Annotated in this window: 19 protein-coding genes (1 of these 19 only partly in view); 16 read left to right on the forward strand and 3 right to left on the reverse strand. The window is 54.3% G+C overall.

Features of this window, described 5'->3' with window-relative positions; genetic code table 11:
* The first annotated feature begins 1 nt into the window (after position 1).
* Both BA6348_RS05650 and BA6348_RS05655 read left to right on the forward strand, forming a co-directional pair.
* Positions 2–1,270, forward strand: a complete 1,269-nt coding sequence (locus tag BA6348_RS05650) for a PDZ domain-containing protein (RefSeq protein WP_122952589.1) — start codon at positions 2–4, stop codon at positions 1,268–1,270.
* A 150-nt stretch (positions 1,271–1,420) separates the two neighbouring features.
* Positions 1,421–3,151 carry a hypothetical protein gene (locus BA6348_RS05655; protein WP_122952590.1) on the forward strand — a complete coding sequence of 577 codons (1,731 nt, stop codon included), beginning with the start codon at positions 1,421–1,423 and terminating at the stop codon, positions 3,149–3,151.
* A 67-nt stretch (positions 3,152–3,218) separates the two neighbouring features.
* Here the strand turns inward: BA6348_RS05655 and BA6348_RS05660 are convergent, their stop codons facing one another.
* Entirely contained in the window at positions 3,219–4,151 is a 933-nt protein-coding gene (locus tag BA6348_RS05660; protein ID WP_025844311.1) for a flagellar hook assembly protein FlgD, read from the reverse strand.
* 178 nt (positions 4,152–4,329) lie between these two features.
* Here BA6348_RS05660 and uvrB point away from each other — a divergent pair, with 178 nt between their 5' ends.
* From uvrB to BA6348_RS05680, 4 genes are all read left to right on the forward strand, one after another.
* The gene (uvrB, locus tag BA6348_RS05665; protein WP_005829898.1) at positions 4,330–6,306 is read left to right on the forward strand and encodes an excinuclease ABC subunit UvrB; all 1,977 of its coding nucleotides are present in this window, start codon (positions 4,330–4,332) and stop codon (positions 6,304–6,306) included.
* Positions 6,307–6,320: 14 nt separating this feature from the next.
* On the forward strand, positions 6,321–9,188 hold the full coding sequence (uvrA, locus tag BA6348_RS05670; protein WP_122952591.1) for an excinuclease ABC subunit UvrA: 2,868 nt from the start codon (positions 6,321–6,323) through the stop codon (positions 9,186–9,188).
* Positions 9,189–9,329: 141 nt separating this feature from the next.
* The gene (locus BA6348_RS05675; protein ID WP_122952592.1) at positions 9,330–9,959 is read left to right on the forward strand and encodes an HD domain-containing protein; all 630 of its coding nucleotides are present in this window, start codon (positions 9,330–9,332) and stop codon (positions 9,957–9,959) included.
* Between the two features lie 33 nt (positions 9,960–9,992).
* Positions 9,993–10,361 (forward strand): phage holin family protein, encoded by a 369-nt coding sequence (locus tag BA6348_RS05680; protein WP_005829904.1) that lies wholly within the window; start codon positions 9,993–9,995, stop codon positions 10,359–10,361.
* 213 nt (positions 10,362–10,574) lie between these two features.
* Here BA6348_RS05680 and BA6348_RS05685 read toward each other — a convergent pair whose 3' ends face one another.
* Entirely contained in the window at positions 10,575–11,183 is a 609-nt protein-coding gene (locus BA6348_RS05685) for an accessory gene regulator ArgB-like protein (RefSeq protein WP_005829905.1), read from the reverse strand.
* A 15-nt stretch (positions 11,184–11,198) separates the two neighbouring features.
* Positions 11,199–12,542: a sensor histidine kinase gene (locus tag BA6348_RS05690; RefSeq protein WP_005829907.1), complete on the reverse strand. Its 1,344-nt coding sequence runs from the start codon at positions 12,540–12,542 to the stop codon at positions 11,199–11,201.
* Positions 12,543–12,791: 249 nt separating this feature from the next.
* Here BA6348_RS05690 and hprK point away from each other — a divergent pair, with 249 nt between their 5' ends.
* The 10 genes from hprK to hisIE all read left to right on the forward strand — a co-directional run.
* Positions 12,792–13,727: an HPr(Ser) kinase/phosphatase gene (gene hprK / locus BA6348_RS05695; protein WP_005829909.1), complete on the forward strand. Its 936-nt coding sequence runs from the start codon at positions 12,792–12,794 to the stop codon at positions 13,725–13,727.
* A gap of 15 nt (positions 13,728–13,742) precedes the next feature.
* The gene (locus BA6348_RS05700; protein ID WP_007777925.1) at positions 13,743–14,240 is read left to right on the forward strand and encodes an acyltransferase; all 498 of its coding nucleotides are present in this window, start codon (positions 13,743–13,745) and stop codon (positions 14,238–14,240) included.
* A 302-nt stretch (positions 14,241–14,542) separates the two neighbouring features.
* Complete coding sequence (locus BA6348_RS05705) at positions 14,543–15,718, forward strand: ATP phosphoribosyltransferase regulatory subunit (protein ID WP_122952593.1); 1,176 nt, start codon at positions 14,543–14,545, stop codon at positions 15,716–15,718.
* Positions 15,719–15,721: 3 nt separating this feature from the next.
* The gene (gene hisG / locus BA6348_RS05710; RefSeq protein ID WP_005829913.1) at positions 15,722–16,369 is read left to right on the forward strand and encodes an ATP phosphoribosyltransferase; all 648 of its coding nucleotides are present in this window, start codon (positions 15,722–15,724) and stop codon (positions 16,367–16,369) included.
* A gap of 23 nt (positions 16,370–16,392) precedes the next feature.
* Positions 16,393–17,688 carry a histidinol dehydrogenase gene (hisD, locus tag BA6348_RS05715; RefSeq protein WP_122952594.1) on the forward strand — a complete coding sequence of 432 codons (1,296 nt, stop codon included), beginning with the start codon at positions 16,393–16,395 and terminating at the stop codon, positions 17,686–17,688.
* Positions 17,688–18,287: an imidazoleglycerol-phosphate dehydratase HisB gene (gene hisB / locus BA6348_RS05720; protein ID WP_007777917.1), complete on the forward strand. Its 600-nt coding sequence runs from the start codon at positions 17,688–17,690 to the stop codon at positions 18,285–18,287. The genes hisD and hisB overlap by 1 nt, the downstream gene beginning before the upstream one ends.
* A 1-nt stretch (position 18,288) precedes the next feature.
* Complete coding sequence (gene hisH / locus BA6348_RS05725) at positions 18,289–18,903, forward strand: imidazole glycerol phosphate synthase subunit HisH (protein WP_007777914.1); 615 nt, start codon at positions 18,289–18,291, stop codon at positions 18,901–18,903.
* Positions 18,900–19,649 (forward strand): 1-(5-phosphoribosyl)-5-[(5-phosphoribosylamino)methylideneamino]imidazole-4-carboxamide isomerase, encoded by a 750-nt coding sequence (hisA, locus tag BA6348_RS05730; protein WP_122952595.1) that lies wholly within the window; start codon positions 18,900–18,902, stop codon positions 19,647–19,649. Before hisH ends, hisA begins: the two co-directional genes overlap by 4 nt.
* Entirely contained in the window at positions 19,639–20,397 is a 759-nt protein-coding gene (gene hisF / locus BA6348_RS05735; RefSeq protein WP_007777911.1) for an imidazole glycerol phosphate synthase subunit HisF, read from the forward strand. Before hisA ends, hisF begins: the two co-directional genes overlap by 11 nt.
* Positions 20,394–20,573, forward strand: the 5' end (the start) of a protein-coding gene (gene hisIE, locus BA6348_RS05740; protein ID WP_005829923.1) for a bifunctional phosphoribosyl-AMP cyclohydrolase/phosphoribosyl-ATP diphosphatase HisIE. It continues 504 nt past the right edge of the window; only the first 180 of its 684 coding nucleotides appear in the window; the start codon lies at positions 20,394–20,396; the stop codon falls past the right edge of the window. Before hisF ends, hisIE begins: the two co-directional genes overlap by 4 nt.

Below are 20,573 nucleotides of genomic sequence, written 5' to 3' on the forward strand. Positions count from 1 at the left end.
ATTGGCGATTCAGGCAGATATGCTTTCCATTGCATATGGCTTTGCCGCATTTTTTCTCAATCCCGTTTTTTACCTCTTTCTCGGCTTCATTTACTTGCACTATCGCAGACAGATGAAGCTGGAAAGGCAGCTCTTTGCCGCACGCATGCAGTCTCCGCTCCTTTCGACAATCCGCGCAGCAGGGATGGGCGTGGCAGGGGGATTGTGCATCTCTCTTCTCGCCGCAGGACTGGGAGTCGTCGTGCAGGCGCAGGATTTGTGGATTTTATGGGCATTGGCCCTTCTTTTGGCGCTGGTTCGCTTGCGTTTTCTCTGCTTTGCTTATGCGGCGGGTCTGCTGACGGTTTTCCATGTAATTGCCCAACTGTTTCCGGGTTTGCAGGACGTTCCTGGTCTGGGCAGTGTGTGGACAATGCTGCTGCAGGCGAAGCCGATTCCGCTCCTTGCCCTGGTAGCCATCATGCACTTGATCGAAGCGATGCTCGTCCGCTGGAACGGGGGCAGGGACGCTTCTCCGCTGTTTGTCGAAGGACAGCGCGGACGAATCGTCGGGGCTTACTTGTTGCATTCTTTTTGGCTGACTCCGCTTGCCCTGTTCGTCCAGGTGGAGCCGGGGACGATCAGTGGCGCGCTTTATCCGGGTTGGCCGTTTTTTTCAGGCGAGCTTGCTTCCTTCGGACTGATGCTGCTGCCGACGGTTACGGGTTTTTCGGATATGACCCAGACGATGACACCATTGGAAAAGGTCAAGCAAATTTCCAAAAACCTTACCTGGTACGCAGTCGGGCTTTTGGCGCTTTGCGCCCTGTCCGTCTTGTTTGCCCCGCTCGTTTTGCTCGCTGCCCTGTTTGCGTTGTTCGGGCATGAAGCGTTGTTTTTCTGGAGCCAGTGGAAAGAAAGGAAGCGTTCTCCTTACTACATCCAGTCTTCACGCGGCATCAAGGTCATGGGAGTCATCCCGGGCACGCGGGCAGAGGAGATCGGGATTGTGACAGGAGAAATCATCGTGAAGGTCAACGGCATTCCGGTGCGGGACAAGGAAGACTTGTACCCGGCGTTGCAGGCCAATCCGGCTTTTTGCAAAATGGAAGTGCTCACGCGCGAAGGCGAGATGAAGTTTGTGCAGTGCGCTGTCTACGCGGGCAATCACCATCAGTTGGGAATCATCGTGGTGCCGGACGCAACGACTCGCGTATTTGTCGATTTGAAACGATCCAGCGTCGTCGAGCTTATCAAGCAGAAGCTGGAAAAACTGAATGTCGGAGCTTGATGTATCGAACGAGAGAAGGGGAGAAGGTATGCGCCAACGGTTGCGTGCCTTCTTTTTTTTGGATAGACAGGTTCGATAAAAACATTTTTCTGAAAAGCTCGTCTGTTCGTAAAACTTACGCCTGGCTGGCGCGTCTACCTTTACGAGGAAATGAAGGGAGTGAGTCATTTGTCCGATCTGAAAAAAACGGTCTTGTGCGTTTTGACTGGGGCGTTAACGGCGACAAGCATAATGGTTGCGCCATTTGCCGGAGCAAGCGCAGAAAAATCGGCCAGTTCTGTACTCGCAGCGAATGCCGAGAGCGCAGTCCCTGCACCTGTTGCCAAAGGGGTGCAAAAATTGGTTCGGCTGTTGCCGGAACTGTCTTCGCGCAAGGTCGTTTACGGTGGCGATGTGGATGGACCAGGTGTCAGCGGCGTAAAAGTGTCTTTTGTGCGGGCGGCCACCGGAACAGCTCAGGGGGAGGACAGCGCGATTTTTGACCGAGCCACAGGGAATTTGCTCCAGTTGGACCTCGTTCCCGCCAAAATGGCAAAGCCAGCATTTCCGACTGACCAGCAAGCGAAAACGCGAGCGCAGACTTTCCTGACAGGCTTGCTTGCTGGAAATACGTATCAGGCGAGAGAAGTGAAGAAGGAAGAAGGCAAGCTGACGGTCAGAATGGTTCGCAAAGTGAACAATGTGGTGTTCGACGATGCGTATGACAGCTTTGTCAGCTTCGACGATGCGTATGACAGCTTTGTCAGCTTCGACGCCGCGGGGCGGCTTGTCGGGTTGCGGATGTTTGACGGGCGATTGTATGAAACCGTGAATCTGGCGGTACTCCCTTCGCCGCAGCGCGTCATTTCCGCAGCGCAAGCAGTGGGCAAGTGGAAGGGACAACGCCCGCTGGAGCTGGTGTACTTGCTGCCGGAGCAGGAGCAAAACAATCAGACGGCAGCGCGTCTCGCCTATATTGTCAAGGATGGAGTCATTTCGCAGGAGCATACCGGCAGTGCCTTGGACGCGTTCAGCGGAAAAAGGCTGGCAGCACCAGTCCAGCAGGCACAAATTTTGAACGTGACCGGGACAGGGGAAAAGTGGAGCGCGCAGACCGAGAACGAGGCCCGCAATTTGCTGCGCATCCTGTTCAAACTCGAATCAGCCAATTTGCCGCTTGCCGTATTGGACGAGAAGTACGATGACGGCCAGGAGCGCCGTTTCTTTATTTGGGGTTACTTCCCGGAGAGTGTCGCCGATGCGGACAAGAAATACCACATCGGAAGTTTTCCGGTAGGGATCAGCCAGGCCCAAAAGCACCATATTATGCTCGAAACCGATGCCAAGACAGGGCGGCTGATTCGTTTTGTCTACAAGCAGGCAGATGAGCAGTGGTCCACCGCCAAAACAGACAAGAGCCGGGATCGCAAAGGGGCGGAAGCGTTGTTGCGAAGACTCGTGCCTTCCGGAAGCAACCAGTTGAGGCTTGCGGATGTCGGCACCGACAAATATACGACGCTGGTGGCCGACCCGCTTATCGGCGGCGTTCCTGTCTACCGGATCGGGCAGATGAAAGAAGAAGGGATGTACACGATTACCGCAAATGCGTGGACGGGCAAGGTCGAGGAAGTGATCGTACAGCGCCCGGACAACATGGTTTTCCCCGCTCGCGCCAAGGCGATCAATGAACAGGGAGCGATGGAGCGATTGCTGCAAGCCATGCCGCTTGAGCTGACCTACATTCACCAAAAGGATCGGCAAACAGGCGCGATGAGCTGGAAGCTTGGCTATGACCTGTCCTTCCGCCAGACCCGCTCGCACTGTTTTTGCGGGGGCGATGTGAAGATAGATACGACGTTGTATGTCGATGCGCTTACGGGACAGACGGTCGTAAAAGAATAGGGACAAGTAAAAAGAAAAAGCCGCACGCTCCAGAGAGAGCAAGTGCGGCTTTTTCGCATAGAAAGGACTAGGCGCTCGCTTCAAACCCGGTGATTTGATTCAGCGCAATTTTTTTGTCATCAGTCAAGACGAACTCCACGACGCCGTTTTTCATGCTGACGGCTTTAATGACACCGTTCAGGCTGTTGTCTATGGTCGAGCCGTCTGTATTGGTTTGCTTTTCCGTATAGGTGATGTTGAAGCCGATCATTTGGGCGTACTGCAGCGAATTGCTCATGACGCTGCTGTCCGGCCTGACGCTCATGCCCACGACCTGATCGAGCTTGACCGTCATGCCGTTATCGAGCGTAAACTGTGTGGCGCCGTCTTTCATGGAGAAGCCTGTGACGACCGCGTTGGCGATTTCATCTACTTTGGTGATGTCGTCTGTGGTCGCCGGATTGCCGTCTTTGTCTACTTCCTTGGTCGTCTTGTACGAGATTTCCTTGCCGATCATGTTCATGAACTTCACGCTGCTATCCAGCGCATTTCCGGTCATGCCCTGCGATTCCAGACCTTTGATGTCCGCGAGCGGAATCGGGGTAGACTCTCCGGCGATGCGGAAGTAGATTTTGCCGCTGTCCATGTAAACGGCGTCGAGCACGCCTTCCTTCGTCTCCGTCGAGGTTTCACCCGTCACCTCGTCTTTGGTCGTGAGGGAGTAGGTGGCGGTGCGGCCGATCAGCGACTCGTACTTTTCCAGTGTCAGCATGCTGTTGTTCGATTGCTCCATCAGCGTCGCCATTTTGGTGATTTTTTCCACCATGGTCATCATGCTCGTCTGCTGGATGAACTGGGAGTTGTCCATCGGGGACATCGGGTCCTGATGCTTCAACTGTTCCAGCAGCAGCTTCATGAAGGCGTTGTTGTCAAGCTCTGTGGTGAACTCCTTTTTGCCTTGATAGCTCATATGTGGTTGAATATAAGGATTATTTTTAACGGTGGTTCCGATATCTGACATGTCGATCCTCCCTGAAGGTGGCGAGTCTAACCGTACGTGCTTGTACACTACTACTTATTATCGGTATAATGTGTCGAAGGATGAAGACAAACATTTGTTCGAATTTCGGCTTATCATAGCCGGAATTGTGTTATAATGGAAATAGAAACAGTTATGCAACGAGGAGATGAACGAGGGAATGGACCGTTTTGAATTGGTATCGGAGTATCAACCGTCCGGTGACCAGCCGACCGCGATCGCCGAACTGGTAGCGGGGCTTCAGGCAGGCAAGCGGCACCAGACGTTGCTCGGGGCCACTGGTACGGGAAAAACCTATACGGCCGCCCAGGTGATTGCCCAGGTGAACAAGCCGACACTGGTGATGGCGCACAACAAGACATTGGCTGCCCAGCTATGCGCAGAGTTCAAGGAGTTTTTCCCGAATAACGCGGTGGAATACTTCGTCAGCTACTACGACTACTACCAGCCGGAAGCGTACATTCCCCAATCGGATACGTTTATTGAAAAAGACTCCAGCATCAACGACGAGATCGACAAGCTGCGTCACTCGGCGACCAGTGCCCTGTTTGAGCGGCGCGACGTCATTATTGTGGCGTCGGTATCGTGCATCTACGGCTTGGGTTCGCCGGAAGAATACAAGGAGCTGCTGCTGTCGCTGCGCGTCGGCATGGAAAAAGGACGAGACGAGATTTTGCATCGGCTGGTCGACATCCAGTACACGCGCAACGACATCAACTTTACGCGGGGGACCTTCCGGGTGCGCGGAGACGTCGTGGAGATTTTTCCGGCGTCACAGAGCGAGCAGGCGATTCGCGTGGAGTTTTTCGGAGACGAAATTGAGCGGATCACCTCCATTGACGTGCTGACCGGAGAGATTTTAGGGCAGCGCGACCACGTAGCGATTTTCCCTGCGTCCCACTATGTCACCCGCGAAGAAAAAATGAAGCTGGCCGTCCAAAGCATCGAGGCGGAGCTGGAAGAGCGGCTGGCAGAGCTGCGCGCAGCCGGGAAGCTGCTGGAAGCGCAGCGGCTGGAGCAGCGGACGCGCTACGATATTGAGATGATGCTGGAGATGGGCTTTTGCTCCGGGATCGAAAACTACTCGCGCCATCTGACGGGGCTTCCGGCAGGGCACGCTCCGTACACGCTGATGGATTACTTTCCAGAGGACTACCTGCTGTTGATTGACGAGTCGCACATGACCTTGCCGCAGGTGCGGGGGATGTACAACGGCGACCAGGCGCGCAAGAACGTACTGGTCGAGCATGGATTCCGCCTGCCGTCTGCGAAGGATAACCGCCCGCTGCGATTCGAGGAGTTTGAGCAGAAAATCAACCAGGCGATATACATCTCGGCAACGCCCGGCCCGTATGAGCTGGAGCACTGCCCGGAACTGGTGCAGCAGGTCATTCGCCCGACAGGACTGGTCGACCCGACGATCTCGGTGCGCCCGATCAAAGGGCAAATTGACGATCTCATCGGGGAAATCCAGGCTACGATTGCCAAAAACGAACGCGTCCTCGTCACGACATTGACGAAAAAAATGTCGGAGGACCTGACCGATTACTTGAAAGAAATCGGGATCAAGGTCCGCTACTTGCACTCCGACATCAAGACGATCGAACGGATGCAGATTTTGCGTTCCTTGCGATTGGGCGAATTTGACGTGCTGATCGGGATCAACCTGTTGCGGGAAGGTCTGGACTTGCCCGAGGTTTCGCTTGTCGCTATTTTGGACGCCGACAAGGAAGGCTTCCTGCGCAATGAGCGCTCCCTGATCCAGACGATCGGGCGGGCAGCCCGGAACGCCGAAGGGCGCGTGATTATGTACGCGGACAAGATGACGGACTCGATGAACTCGGCGATTCGCGAGACGGAGCGCCGCCGCGCCATCCAGCTCGCCTACAACGAGAAGCACGGCATCACCCCGCAGACGGTGAAAAAAGCTGTGCGCGAAGTGATTGAGGCGACAAAGGTGGCCGAGGAAAAAGCGGACTATTTGCCACACGCCGATTTCAAGAAGATGCCGAAGAAAGATCGACTGGCTGTCATCGAACGCATGGAAGAAGAAATGAAGGAAGCGGCGCGCAACCTCATGTTCGAGCGTGCGGCCGAACTGCGTGATTTGATTCTGGAGCTGAAGGCGGAACTCTAAGGAGAGGTTTTTTCATGCCATTGGAACATATTGTCGTCAAGGGCGCGCGTGCCCACAATCTGAAAAACATTGATGTAGTGATTCCGAGGGACAAATTCGTCGTATTGACGGGTTTGTCCGGCTCGGGAAAGTCTTCCCTTGCTTTTGACACGATTTACGCAGAGGGACAGCGGCGCTACGTGGAGTCTCTCTCTGCCTATGCCCGCCAGTTCCTCGGGCAGATGGACAAGCCGGATGTGGATTCGATTGAAGGGCTGTCGCCCGCTATTTCCATCGACCAGAAGACGACGAGCCGCAACCCGCGCTCCACAGTCGGCACGGTGACGGAAATCTACGACTATTTGCGTCTTTTGTATGCGCGTGTGGGCAGAGCGATCTGTCCAGAGCACGGCATCGAAATTCAGTCCCAGACGATCGAGCAGATGGTAGATCGCCTGATGGAGTACCCGGAGCGCACGAGAATGCAAATCCTCGCGCCCATGGTACAGGGACGCAAGGGAGAGCACGTCAAGCTGCTGGAGGACATTCGCAAGCAGGGCTTCGTGCGCGTGCGTGTGAACGGCGAAATTACCGATTTGTCCGAGGACATCAAGCTGGAAAAAAACAAAAAGCACAACATCGAAGTCGTGGTGGATCGCGTCGTCGTGAAGCCGGATGTGCAGTCGCGTCTCGCGGACTCTTTGGAGACGGCTTTGCGCCTCGCGGACGGCAAGGTGATCGTCGACGTGATGGAGCAGGAGGAGCTGTTGTTCAGCGAGAAGCACGCCTGCCCGATTTGCGGATTTTCCATCGGCGAGCTGGAGCCGCGAATTTTCTCTTTCAACAGTCCGTTTGGCGCGTGTCCGGAGTGCGACGGTTTGGGCGTAAAGCTGGAGGTAGACCCGGACATGGTCGTTCCGGATGCGACCAAGACGTTGCATGACGGCGCGATTGGCGCCTGGGAGCCGAAGTCGTCGACTTACTATCAGCAGTTGCTGGAATCGGCTTGCCGCCACTTTAACATTCGCATGGACATTCCATACGAGGAGCTGCCCCCGGAGCAAGTGCAGATTTTGATGTACGGCAGCGAAGGGGAGAAAATCCAGTTCCGCTATGAAAATGAGTTCGGGCAAGTCAGGGAAGCGGTTGTGCCGTTTGAAGGCGTCATTCCGAATCTGCAACGCCGTCATCTGGAAACCAGCTCGGACTACATTCGCGAGCAAATCGAAGGCTTCATGAGCCAAAAACCTTGCCCTGTCTGCAAAGGGCACCGTTTGCGTCAGGAGAGCCTCGCTGTGAAGGTTGGAGAGCGCAGCATTTCCGAGCTGACGACGCTGTCGATTCTCGATGCACACCAGTTCATTAATGAACTGGAGTTGACCGAGCGGGAAGCGAAGATTGCCAACCTGATCGTGAAGGAAATCAAGGCACGGCTCAACTTTTTGATCGACGTCGGGCTGGATTACTTGACTCTGAGCCGGGCGGCCGGGACATTGTCCGGGGGCGAGGCGCAGCGGATCAGGCTGGCTACCCAGATCGGCTCCAGCCTGATGGGCGTCCTCTACATCCTCGACGAGCCGAGCATCGGTCTGCACCAGCGGGATAACGCCCGCCTGATTAAGACCCTGGAGCATATGACCAAGCTGGGGAACACGCTGATCGTCGTCGAGCATGACGAAGATACGATGATGGCTTGCGACTACATTATCGACATCGGGCCTGGTGCGGGTATTCACGGTGGCCAGGTAGTGTCTGCGGGCACGCCGGAAGAAGTGATGAAGGATGAAAACTCGCTCACAGGCGCCTATTTGAGCGGTCGCAAGTTCATTCCGGTCCCGCTGGAGCGCAGAAAGCCTACAGACAAATGGATCAAAATCGAGGGCGCGAAGGAAAACAACCTGAAAAACGTCACAGCGAAAATTCCGCTGGGATTGTTCGTCGCTGTGACAGGTGTATCAGGCTCCGGGAAAAGTACGCTCATCAACGAGATTTTGCAAAAGGCGCTGTCGCGCGATCTGAACGGCGCCAAAGTAAAGCCGGGCGAACACCGCCGCATCGTGGGACTGGAGCATCTGGACAAAGTCATTGATATCGACCAATCCCCAATTGGCCGGACGCCGCGCTCCAATCCGGCGACGTACACAGGCGTCTTTGACGACATTCGCGATCTGTTTGCCTCGACGAACGAAGCGAAGGTGCGCGGTTACAAAAAAGGTCGCTTCAGCTTCAACGTCAAAGGCGGGCGCTGTGAGGCGTGCAGCGGCGACGGGATTATCAAAATCGAGATGCACTTTTTGCCGGACGTGTACGTGCCTTGCGAGGTGTGCCACGGCAAGCGCTACAACCGGGAGACGCTCGATGTAAAATACAAGGGCAAGAGCATCGCTGACGTGCTGGAAATGACGATTGAGGATGCGGTGGAGTTTTTCCGCAATCTGCCGAAGATCGAGCGCAAGCTGCAAACGATTGTGGACGTCGGCCTTGGCTACATGAAGCTGGGACAGCCTGCAACGACTCTCTCCGGCGGGGAAGCGCAGCGCGTCAAGCTGGCCTCCGAGCTGTATCGCCGCAGCACAGGGCGCACGCTGTACATTTTGGATGAGCCGACAACAGGCTTGCATACGGATGACATCGACCGTCTGCTCAAGGTGTTGCAGCGCCTGGTGGAAAACGGCGACACAGTACTCGTCATCGAGCACAATCTGGATGTCATCAAAACGGTCGATTACATCGTCGATTTGGGGCCAGAAGGCGGTACCCGCGGCGGACAGATTGTCGGCACAGGTACGCCGGAAGAAGTGGCGCAATTGGAAGGCTCGTACACGGGAACGTACTTGAAGCCGATTTTGGAAAGAGATAGAGCGAGAACCATGGCCAAGCTGGAACAGTTGGTATCGAAGTAAACAAAGATGGCCTCCCTGGCAAAAGCAGGGGGGCGTCTTTTTCTGTACAAAACAAGCCGGGCAAGAAAAAGGGAACCGCTAAAAGCGTGGCGAGGCTGCGCCATGCCATGCTCATGCTGGCAAGAGACGGGGGAGAAGAACATGGAATACGTGGCAAAAGCGCTGGCGGCCCTCCCAGCCGATCTGGTGGAGGAAGCGAAAAAATGCTTTGACGGTCAAGACCCTGCACACGATTGGCAGCATAATTTGCGCGTGCTGGCAATGTGCGAGCGGATCGGCGGCGAGGAAGGGGCGGACATGCAGGTGCTGCGCCTCGCTGCTTTGCTGCACGATGTCGGGAGAGCGGAGGAGCGGCAGACCGGGGAGTGTCACGCGGAAATCAGCGCGCGAGTAGCAGGAAAATGGCTGCGGGAGCGCGGCATGGATGAAGAACGGATCGCGCGGGTACAGTCCGCGATCCTCGCCCATCGCTTTCGCAAGGAGCGTCCGCCTGTAACCCTGGAAGAAAAAATCTTGTTCGATGCGGACAAGCTCGATTCAATTGGCGCTATTGGAGTTGCCAGAGTTTTTGCTTATACTGGGGTTATTGGAGGGCCTATCCAATCCGACGACCCGCAGCAGCATACTCCGTTCAAGGAGTACGACTGGAAGCTGCAGCGCATCAAAGACAGGCTGTTCACCAAAACGGCCCAAGCGATTGCGCAGGAACGGCACGCGTTCATGGTCCGCTTTTTTGCGCAGTGGGAGCGGGAAGTGAAAGGACTCCAGTAGACGCTGGGGAAACTGGCGGAAGGAGGAATGAGGATGATCCGCTGGATAATCAAAATGCTCCTGAACGGAGCTGCCTTGCTTTTCATTAGCAAATGGTTTGCGTCCATTTATGTTGCGAATTTCACCGTGGCATTGTGGGCCATTCTGATTTTGGGTGTCGTGAACACGTTGATTCGTCCGGTGCTAATGTTTTTTACTTTGCCGCTGACGATCCTGACGTTGGGGCTTTTCTGGTTTGTCATCAACGCTGTGACGTTTGCCCTGACAGCCTATTTCATTGACGGATTCGAAGTGGGACCGTGGCCGGACAATATCGGCATCGTCATCGTGGCTGCCGCGCTGATGAGTATTTTTGGCTGGTTGATCGAAATGGTTGTCGGCATGAAAAAAGAGAAAAGGTAGAAAGCATCAAAAAAAACCCGCGGACTCTTTCGGGAGAGTTCGCGGGTTTGCTATTGTGGCGGGATTATGCTTGATTGTTAGATTTCTCTTCGTTTCGCATGTGAGGCGGGAGTGGTTCGTACAAGAAACCGACTTTCATAACACCTGCGACGCTCAAAACAGACAGGGCGCCAAAGAAACTGCAAACAGTGGAAAGCACTTTCTTCATGGGTATCATCCTCTCGAAAATGTTTTTTCTAGGAAAGATACAAAGCGAAACGAAACAGGCATGAGAAGCAGAGACTGATAGATAATTGCTAGTATGTAAGTCATAGGTAGCTTATAGGAATATCTTACCAAGAAAAGTGAGAGAATGCAACCAATAACTATCAGTAGAATAGCGATTTTTCGATGCTTTTTCTGGACAGTTGGGTTGTCTGGCATGTATGTATGTTTAGCTGGAGCGTATGTATAATTGATAAATGTTCCTGCCCCTGCAACGAGAAGGATGAGGAGCGGCATGACAGCAACAGAAGCCAGAGAAACATACTTGATAATAGCACCGCCAATAAGTAAGAGCAGGAGTGTCGCTACTAGACAGGACCATGGATTTTTAAAATGAACGCCGCCCGTGAAAAAACGGAGTAGAAAAAAGAAACAAAGGAGAGGGAAGACTTCTCCTAATAAGTTGAATACCGCAGAAACGAGTACGATGAAGAAAAGATTGATGACATTTAGCAAAAAGAGTTCAATTCCATGCGCCAATTGTCCCACGGTGTATGGCGAATCTTCTGTCTTAATCGACCGGGCAATTTTTCCTGACAATTTTTCTGTCCAGGTCATTCGGTTGCCTCCCTGCTAGCGGTTTGCAAAAGAAATGCAAAAACTGGTGATACCATCGGCAGATTTGACTTGAATGTTGCCGTTGTAGCGTTCCGCCACGTTTTTGACGATGGCTAGTCCAAGTCCGCCTTCTCCATTTTTCTTCGTGGTATAGCCCATTTGGAAGATTTCCTGAAGTTGACATTCCGGGATTGTCGGACCGCTATTTTCGATATACAGGAAGTGCTCGTTTTCTGTTTGTCCCCATTCAAGGCGTATGTAGCGATTTTCCTCCAGTTCGTAAGAGGTTGCACGTATGGCGTTGTCCAGCAGATTGCCCAAGATTTTGATTAAATCATATGTTTTGTAGTGCGAGAACTGGCTGATCTCCTTGATTTCCAACGTGAGCGAGATACGCTCAGCCAGACAAACTACCATTTTGGATTGCAGCAAGGAAGCAACGGCAGGATTTTTGATACGCTCCAATACTTGCGAACTGGAATCAGCGGATCTTTCAATCAGGACCGTTTCCTTTAACAGTTGCTCTACGTATTCTTTGGCGTGGCTATGCAGTTCTTTTTTCAAGAATCCATTGATTGCTGTGTAATGGTTCAAAGAATCGTGCTTGATGGAGCGAACGGCGGTAAAGAGATCCTGAATGCTGTTCAAATAAGGCGTTCCGGTTTCTTCTTCTACACGATTGATCGTCAAATTAAGATAAATCCGGAACAAAACCACAATTACGATGAACAAAGCCAAAATGGCTAACTGAAAGAACATTTGAAACTGCGGAGTATACAGCGCAAGAATGGCCGAGTTGTTCTCTCTCAGAAAAAACGACGTGTTCATAAATAGAATGAGCAAAAACTCGACGCTTCCCAGAAGAATTAACAGGAACAAGTAACGATTTAAACGGTTGTGCTGAAATAGCTGATGAATGTCAAATTTGGTTGTTCGCAATACGATAGCGATGGTTAGAAATACGCCTAGATAAAATAAACGGGCAAACACTGCTAGCATCGTAGTAGACAATATTTCTTCCAGGAATAACTGCTGACTGTTAAAAATGGCGAGAATAATTGATTCGGCAAGAATCATGACGACCAGTGCGATCGTTCCCATAAATACCGATTTGAGAATGTTAAACCGATATAACAGGATCAGGTACGCAGTCATGCATAAAAACATCAATATCACTTTCGGTTGATAAAGCACTTCCAGCAAAGTTAGCAGCTCGCCTGTTAGTGCAAATAGCAGGCTAAATAGAATGGCTTGTTTCTTCTTTTCGAACACCGACAGGTTGAATAAAGCCAAACTAATCGTCAGTAGCAAGAAGGCTTCGGGTATGTCTACGAGTAAGAAGCGAAGTAAAAAATCCAAGGTGTTGCCTCCTCTTTTTGTCCGACATTCGGAGTAAAGCAGTCTATATTTGCACTTTAACCAGATTTCGCCTGATACCAACCTCATTTTATATCTTATGAAATAACGCGAAAAATGTAAATGATACGACAAATTGCAAGCTTAGGCAAGTTGGGGGGCGAGAGGCAAAGGTTGTCGGAGGCAAGACGGTTTCGATACAATAGAGGCACACAACCGGGGACGGATATCCCAGATAAGGGGGAAGCTTTCATGCGCAAGACAAATGTGAGCCACCTTGTGGATCATTTCAATATGACGATTTTAAGCGGAGAAGAGGGGCTGGGGCGCGAGATTACGGTGACGGATTTGAGCCGTCCGGGCTTGCAGCTTGCAGGCTACTACTCCTACTACGCCGAGGAACGGATTCAACTGTTTGGCTTGACGGAAATCAACTTTTTCCAGACGCTGAACAGGGATGAGCGATTGGAGCGCATGAATTTTTTGATGCAGGGGCAGACGCCGTGTTTTTGTGTGACGCGCAACCAGCCTGTCCCGGAGGAAATGATCGAGGCCTCGAACAACTGGGGCGTGCCTGTGCTGCAATCGCCTTTGGCGACGACGACCTTGGTGGGCAAAATGACCAACTTCCTGGAGAACCGCCTGGCGCCTACTACCACGATTCATGGCGTGCTGACGGATATTTACGGGGTCGGCGTCCTGATTATGGGATCGAGCGGAATCGGGAAAAGCGAAGCCGCTTTGGAACTGGTCAAACGCGGGCATCGGCTGGTGGCGGATGATGCTGTCGAAATTCGCCAGACGCAGGCAGGCCAGCTAAGCGGCAGCGCACCTGAGCTGATCCAGCATTTGCTGGAGATTCGCGGCGTGGGGATCATCAATGTCATGACCATGTTCGGAGCAGGGGCTGTCCGCAACGTGAAAAATATTGAGATGGTCGTGCAACTGGAGCTGTGGGAGCCGCACAAAATGTACGAGCGGCTTGGACTGGACGAAGAGACGCTGAAAATCATGGACACGGACATCCCGATCATTACCGTACCCGTGCGACCAGGGCGAAACCTGGCCGTCATTATCGAAGTGGCGGCGATGAACTTCCGCCTGAAGCGGATGGGCTACAATGCGGCGATGCATTTCTCGCGCAAGCAGTCGAACGCCATTCTGGAAGATGCCGATTCAGACTTGTAGGACGGAGAGTGGCGCATGAGGAAGACAACACGTTATCCGGTCCAGGGGCCAAACCCGCTCTGGCAAATGTACCGCACGGTCAGCTTCTGGAAAGTCATGAAAAACTTCATCGTCATCCAGCTTGCCCGCTACACGCCTTTTCCGTCATGGAAAAACTGGATGTACCGCACCTTTTTGCGGATGGAGGTCGGGCAGGAAACGGCAGTGGCGCTGATGGTCATGATGGACACGATGTTTCCGGAGTTGATAAAAATCGGCAAAAACAGTGTAATTGGCTACAATACGACCATTCTCGCCCACGAGTATCTCGTGGAGGAATACCGGCTGGGAGAAGTGCGCATTGGTGACAGGGTGCTGATTGGAGCCAACTCGACGATTTTGCCGGGGGTGACGATTGGGGACGGGGCGATCGTGGCTGCGGGAACGGTGGTCCACAAGGACGTGGCGCCCGGGTCTTTTGTCGGCGGCAACCCGATGCAAGTGATTCGGCCGGGAGGGCTTGAGGAAAAATAGGCTCGCGCGCCGCTGGTCAGGCTTTTGCGGGAGAAAGAAAGAATAAAGGAACGGAGTCCGTTTTGGCGGGCTCTTTTTTATTGGCTTGCAGCAGAGAGAAGCGGGGCTGCTGGTGAAGCCGTTGGAGATGAGCGGTGTTTGCAAGCATTGTTCGGGTCGCCTACAGCTTATAATCAAGAATTTTCCGACTATTCTCATCTCCGTTGACCGTGAGCGGTCTTCGTGGTAATCTTCATCATAACACTTTAGTTTGTTACCATATTAGCAGAGTAAAGCGAAACGGAGCAATGGAGGGAATGACGATGGCGAAGCCGTTGGGATTTGAAAAACCGCTGGGGATGCGGGACATATTACCGGAATCACTGGCGAAGCAACGGCATTTGGAGCGGGCGCTGCGGCATTGTATCGAACGGTGGGGGTACGAGGAAATTTCCACACCGTCGCTGGAGTATTACGATACCGTGGGAATGGCGAGCGCAACGCTGACAGATCGAATGTTTCGCCTGTTGGATAAACAGGGGCATACCGTTGTGCTGCGGCCGGACATGACGACGCCAATCGCTCGCGTTGTTTCTTCTTTATATAAAGATGTACCGCTGCCGATCCGCCTGTTTTATCAGGCCAACGTGTTTCGCGCCCAGGAGAAGGAAGCTGGCCGAAATGCGGAGTTTTTCCAGACGGGGATCGAGCTGATTGGCGACGGCTCTGTGGATGCGGATGCGGAGGCGATCGCGCTGGCAGTTTTTTGTTTGCGGGCGGCAGGCGTGGAGACGTTCCGAATCGCGATCGGGCACGTCGATTTTGTAGACGGGCTGCTGGAGGACGTGGTCGCCGAAGAGGATGTGCGCCAGCAATTCCGCCAGTATTTGCACGAGCGCGATTTTGTCGGCTTCCGCCAATTGCTGGAGACGGTTGCGATTGACTCTGCGGGGAAAAAGCGGCTGGACGCCTTGCTTCGTTTGCGCGGCGGAAAAAGCAAAATCGCGGAGGCGCGGGAGCTTGCGGGTGACGGAAAAGCAGGGCGGGCGGTAGAAACGATTGCTTCCTTGTGGGAATCGCTGGAGGCATACGGGGTTACCGAGGATTTGCTGTTGGACTTCAATCTGATTATCAATCTGAACTACTATACAGGCGTTGTCTTTGAAGGCTACGCCGCCGATCTCGGCTCTCCGCTGTTGGGCGGCGGGCGTTACGATCAGCTTTTGGCCCAGTTCGGGCGCTCTGCACCTGCCACCGGGTTTGCGATCAAAATGGATCGGCTGCTGACGGTCACGCCGTCGCTGCGAGGTCAAGCGCCAGAACGCATTTTGCTGCTTTATACAGAAGATCGGCGGCCGGAAGCATTGGCAAAGGCGCAGCAGTTGCGCGCGGACTTCCAGGTGGTCGTGACCCGGCTCGTAACGGGAAAAGCGGAGATAGCGGCAGAGAGCGGGCAAGGCTACAGCAAGGTGATCTGCATGACGGAACAGGAGGAGTAGGAGATGGCGTTTTTCGCAAATGAGCAAAAGCTGACGATTGCCATGCCCAAAGGGCGAATTTTTGAAGAGGCTGTGCACTTTTTGCAGCAGGCGGGTCTGGAGGTAACGGCTGAACTGCAGGATTCACGCAAGCTGGTCATCCCTGTGGAAAATGCCAGGCTCGAATTTATTTTGGCAAAGCCTACCGATGTCCCGACTTATGTGGAATACGGAGTTGCGGACGTAGGCGTGGTCGGCAAGGATGTTTTGCTCGAAGAAGAACGGGATGTCTACGAGCTGTTGGACCTGCAGATCGGCTACTGCCGGATGATGGTCGCCGGATTGCCGGACTGGAAGCCGACAGAAGCGCCGAGAGTGGCGACCAAATATCCGAAGATCGCTTCCCGCTATTTTCGCGAGCAGGGGCAGCAGGTGGAGGTCATCAAGCTGAACGGCTCGGTGGAGCTGGCGCCGATGATCGGGCTTGCGGACAGGATTGTGGATATCGTCTCTACCGGCCGGACGTTAAAAGAAAATGGCCTGGTGGAGCTGGAACATATTTGCGAGATTACGACGCGGCTGATTGCCAACCGCGCGAGCTACCGGATGAAAAGCGAAGCGGTCGATGATATTGCCGGAAAGTTTCTGGAGGTTATTCCAGGCAGAAAATAGAGAGAAGGAGGGGGAGAAGGACCATGCGGATTATGGAAGCGAGTCAGTTTGACGGAAAGCGGTCGGTGGAGTCGGGGACGAGAGAGCAGCAGGAAGGCGTCAGGGCCATTCTCGCCGCTGTTCGGGAGCGAAAAGACGAAGCTTTGCGGGAATATACAGAGAGGTTTGACCGGGTGCGGCTGGAGACGTTTCGGGTGAGCGCAGCGGAGTTTGCCGAAGCGAGCGAGCAAGTCTCTCCGCAGGTCAAAGCGGCTTTGCAGGAGGCGGCGGAAAACATACGCGATTACCATAGCCGCCAGGTGCGCCAGTCGTGGTTTGTGACGAAGGAGAGCGGCACGATGCTGGGACAGTTGATTCGCCCTTTGCAGCGCGCGGGACTGTATGTGCCAGGGGGCACGGCCGCCTATCCTTCCAGCGTCCTGATGAACGCGATCCCGGCCAAAATCGCAGGCGTCCCCGAGGTGGTCATCACTACCCCGCCGGGAGCGGACGGCAAGGTCAATCCGGCGATTCTCGTAGCGGCGCAGATCGCGGGGGTGACGGAGATTTACAAAGTGGGCGGAGCGCAAGCCATCGCGGCGCTCACCTATGGCACGGAACAGATCAAGGCGGTAGACAAGATCGTCGGGCCGGGCAATATTTTTGTCGCATTGGCAAAGCGCGAGGTGTTCGGGCTGGTCAGCATTGACATGGTAGCCGGGCCAAGCGAAATTGCCGTGCTGGCTGATGACACCGCCAATGCGCGTTATGTCGCTGCCGATTTGCTGTCGCAGGCGGAGCATGATCCGATGTCGGCCGCGATTTTGGTCACGCCTTCGCGGGAGTTGGCCGAGCAGGTGGCGCTGGAGGTAGAGCGGCAGCTTGCCGAACTGCCGCGCCAGTCGATTGCTGCAGCGGCGATTCGGGATTACGGGGCGATTTTGCTCGTGGAAAATTTGGACGAAGGGTTCGCCGTCATCAACCGGATCGCTCCCGAGCATTTGGAGATCATGATTGCAGAGCCTTTCGCACAGTTGGGCAAGGTGCAAAACGCCGGGGCGATTTTCCTCGGGCCGTACAGCTCAGAGCCTGTCGGCGATTATTTTGCCGGAACCAACCATGTGATTCCGACTAACGGCACGGCGCGTTTTTCCTCGCCGCTGTCGGTGGATGACTTTATCAAAAAATCCAGTGTCATCTCTTACAGCAAGGATGACCTGGTGAAAAACGGGCCAAAAATCGTGACCCTGGCCGAGCAGGAAGGGCTGGCGGGGCATGGACGCGCCATAACCGAGAGACTGCGCGACTTTGATCGCGAGAAGCAGGAGTGTGACCAGTGATGAGTGATCGTACAATCCGCACAGCAGCTATTGAGCGCAATACAAATGAGACGCAGATCGCCCTTTCTTTTGGCGTAGATGGAGCAGGCGAAAGCAAGCAGGAGTCGGGAGTGCCTTTTTTGGACCACATGCTTGACTTGTTCACCCGGCACGGGCATTTTGATCTGACGGTAAAAGCAAAAGGAGACATCGAAATCGACTACCACCACACGGTAGAGGACATCGGCATCTGTCTCGGGCATTGCATCCGCGAGGCACTGGGCGACAAAAAAGGAATCAAGCGCTACGGAAACGCCTTTGTTCCGATGGATGACGCGCTGGCGCAGGTTGTGATCGACATTAGCAACCGGCCGCATCTGGAGTATCGGGCCGCTTATCCTACGAACATGGTCGGCCAGTTTCCGACTGAGCTTGTGCATGAATTTCTGTGGAAGCTGGCGCTCGAAGCGCGGATCAATCTGCATGTGATCTTGCACTACGGCCACAATACACACCACATGATCGAGGCTATTTTCAAAGCGCTGGGCCGTGCTCTGGACGAAGCGACGACGATCGATCCGCGTGTAAAAGGGGTCCCGTCTACCAAAGGGGTTTTGTAGAATGATCGGCATCATTGATTACGGCATGGGCAATTTGTACAGCTTGAGCAAGGCTTTGGAGCGGCTCGGCTATTCGTATGAGTTCGTTTCTGCGCCTGATCGGCTGCAGGAGTACAGCGGGCTGATTTTGCCGGGGGTAGGCGCTTTTGGCGACGCGATTGCAAACATCAGGGAGCTGGGCCTGGATCGGGCGATTGACGCATACGTCGCTTCCGAACGGCCGATCTTGGGCATTTGCCTGGGGATGCAGCTTTTGTTTGACAAAAGCGAGGAGCACGGGGAAAACGCCGGACTCGGCCTGATTCGCGGTGAAGTGGTCCGTTTTTGCGGCGACTACAAAGTGCCGCACATGGGCTGGAACCAGTTGCGTCTCCGGCGGGAGCATCCGCTTCTGGAGGGAGTGCGCGAAGGCGAGTACGTTTATTTTGTTCACTCTTACCATGTGCTGTGCAAGCCGGATGTGCTGCTGGCGACGAGCGACTATCATCAGGAGGTCACGGCGATTGTCGGACGTGGCCAGGTGTACGGGATGCAGTTCCATCCGGAAAAGAGCGGAGAGACGGGGATGCGGCTGCTGCGCAATTTTGCCGTTCAATGCGAGGGGGTTTTGGCGTGAGTTTTATCATTTATCCAGCTATTGATATTCGCGGTGGAAAATGTGTGCGGCTGTTTCAAGGGGATTACGCCCAGGAGACGGTGTATGCGGATTCGCCTGTTGCCATGGCACAGCGTTGGGTAGAGCAGGGGGCCGAGTGGGTGCACCTCGTTGATCTGGACGGGGCCAAGGAAGGAAAGCCGGCCAATGCGTCCATCATCAAGGAAATCGCCCGCACAGTGTCCGTCCCCGTGCAGGTTGGCGGCGGCATTCGGACGGAAGCGCAGATCAAGGACTATTTGGATGCAGGCGTGGCGCGGGTGATTGTCGGCACCGCCGCGATTGAAGACGAGCCTTTTACGAAACGGATTTTGCAGGCGTACGGCGACAAAATCGCGATTGGACTCGACTGCCGCAATGGCCTGGTCGCTACGCGCGGCTGGCTGGAGACAACGGACGTCGCGGCGACAGAGCTGGCAAAGCGGCTGGTGGCATACGGCGCGGAAACGTTTATTTATACCGATATTGCCCGCGACGGCACGATGACAGGGCCGAATGTCGAGGAAATCGCAGCACTCGCGATAGCGACAGGCAAGTCGGTCATTGCCTCTGGAGGCGTGAGTCGGCTTGATGACCTGCTCGTTTTGGCAGGGCATGCAGCAGACGGAGTGTCCGGCGCGATTGTCGGAAAAGCTCTTTACACGGACGCTTTCACGCTGGAAGAAGCGCTGACTCGCATGGAGGGACGTGAGCAGGATGTTGGCTAAAAGAATCATCCCGTGTCTCGATGTCAAAGACGGGCGGGTTGTAAAAGGAGTCCAGTTTGTGGGGCTGCGCGACGCCGGAGATCCGGTCGAGCTGGCGAAGAAGTACAGTGAAGAGCGTGCGGACGAGCTGGTGTTCCTGGATATTTCCGCCTCCCACGAAGGGCGCAAGACGATGGTGGATGTCATCGAGCGGACGGCGGCCAACATTACGATTCCGTTTACCGTTGGCGGCGGCATCAACAGCGTGGAGGACATGAAGCGGATTTTGCGCGCCGGAGCGGACAAAATTTCGCTGAACACAGCCGCTGTGCTTCGTCCCGAGCTTGTTCGCGAGGGGGCGAATGTGTTCGGCTCCCAGTGCATCGTAGTCGCGATTGACGCCAGGTCGGTAGGGGAAGGGCGCTGGGAAGTGTACACGCACGGCGGACGCAACGCTGCCGGCAAAGATGTCGTTAGCTGGGCGCAAGAAGTGGAAGCGCTGGGAGCAGGCGAAATTCTTTTGACCAGCATGGATGATGACGGCGAGAAAAAGGGCTTTGGGATCGAATTGACCAGACGCGTCTCGGAAGCGGTAAACATTCCGGTGATTGCTTCTGGTGGGGCAGGCTCGAAGGAAGACTTTTACGACGTGCTGACAGCGGGGCGGGCAGATGCCGCTCTGGCAGCTTCTATTTTCCATTACGATGAGACGTCCATTCACTCGGTGAAAGAGTATCTCCAGACCAAAGGAGTTGTCGTGCGGCCATGACAGTAGAGCTTCTTACAGCAGAAAACGTGCGCTTTGACGAAAAAGGACTGATTCCTGTCATTGTACAGGATGCGGTGAGCAAGGCTGTTTTGACGCTTGCCTATATGAACGAGGAGTCGTTGCAGCGATCGCTTGAGACGAAAGAAACGTGGTTTTGGAGCCGCTCGAGACAGGAG

Source organism: Brevibacillus agri (assembly GCF_004117055.1).
In the GTDB taxonomy this organism is placed as follows: Bacteria; Bacillota; Bacilli; order Brevibacillales; family Brevibacillaceae; genus Brevibacillus; species Brevibacillus agri.

Bases quoted from the DNA above. Each gene is read 5' to 3' on its own strand.
- hisG (WP_005829913.1), top strand. From the start codon at position 15,722: ATGGCGTTTTTCGCAAATGAGCAAAAGCTGACGATTGCCATGCCCAAA.
- hisH (WP_007777914.1), top strand. From the start codon at position 18,289: ATGATCGGCATCATTGATTACGGCATGGGCAATTTGTACAGCTTGAGC.
- hisB (WP_007777917.1), top strand. From the start codon at position 17,688: ATGAGTGATCGTACAATCCGCACAGCAGCTATTGAGCGCAATACAAAT.
- hisD (WP_122952594.1), top strand. From the start codon at position 16,393: ATGCGGATTATGGAAGCGAGTCAGTTTGACGGAAAGCGGTCGGTGGAG.
- BA6348_RS05655 (WP_122952590.1), top strand. From the start codon at position 1,421: ATGAAGGGAGTGAGTCATTTGTCCGATCTGAAAAAAACGGTCTTGTGC.
- BA6348_RS05705 (WP_122952593.1), top strand. From the start codon at position 14,543: ATGGCGAAGCCGTTGGGATTTGAAAAACCGCTGGGGATGCGGGACATA.
- BA6348_RS05660 (WP_025844311.1), bottom strand. From the start codon at position 4,151: ATGTCAGATATCGGAACCACCGTTAAAAATAATCCTTATATTCAACCA.
- BA6348_RS05675 (WP_122952592.1), top strand. From the start codon at position 9,330: ATGGAATACGTGGCAAAAGCGCTGGCGGCCCTCCCAGCCGATCTGGTG.
- hisF (WP_007777911.1), top strand. From the start codon at position 19,639: ATGTTGGCTAAAAGAATCATCCCGTGTCTCGATGTCAAAGACGGGCGG.
- hprK (WP_005829909.1), top strand. From the start codon at position 12,792: ATGCGCAAGACAAATGTGAGCCACCTTGTGGATCATTTCAATATGACG.
- BA6348_RS05685 (WP_005829905.1), bottom strand. From the start codon at position 11,183: ATGACCTGGACAGAAAAATTGTCAGGAAAAATTGCCCGGTCGATTAAG.
- BA6348_RS05680 (WP_005829904.1), top strand. From the start codon at position 9,993: ATGATCCGCTGGATAATCAAAATGCTCCTGAACGGAGCTGCCTTGCTT.
- uvrA (WP_122952591.1), top strand. From the start codon at position 6,321: ATGCCATTGGAACATATTGTCGTCAAGGGCGCGCGTGCCCACAATCTG.
- BA6348_RS05700 (WP_007777925.1), top strand. From the start codon at position 13,743: ATGAGGAAGACAACACGTTATCCGGTCCAGGGGCCAAACCCGCTCTGG.
- uvrB (WP_005829898.1), top strand. From the start codon at position 4,330: ATGGACCGTTTTGAATTGGTATCGGAGTATCAACCGTCCGGTGACCAG.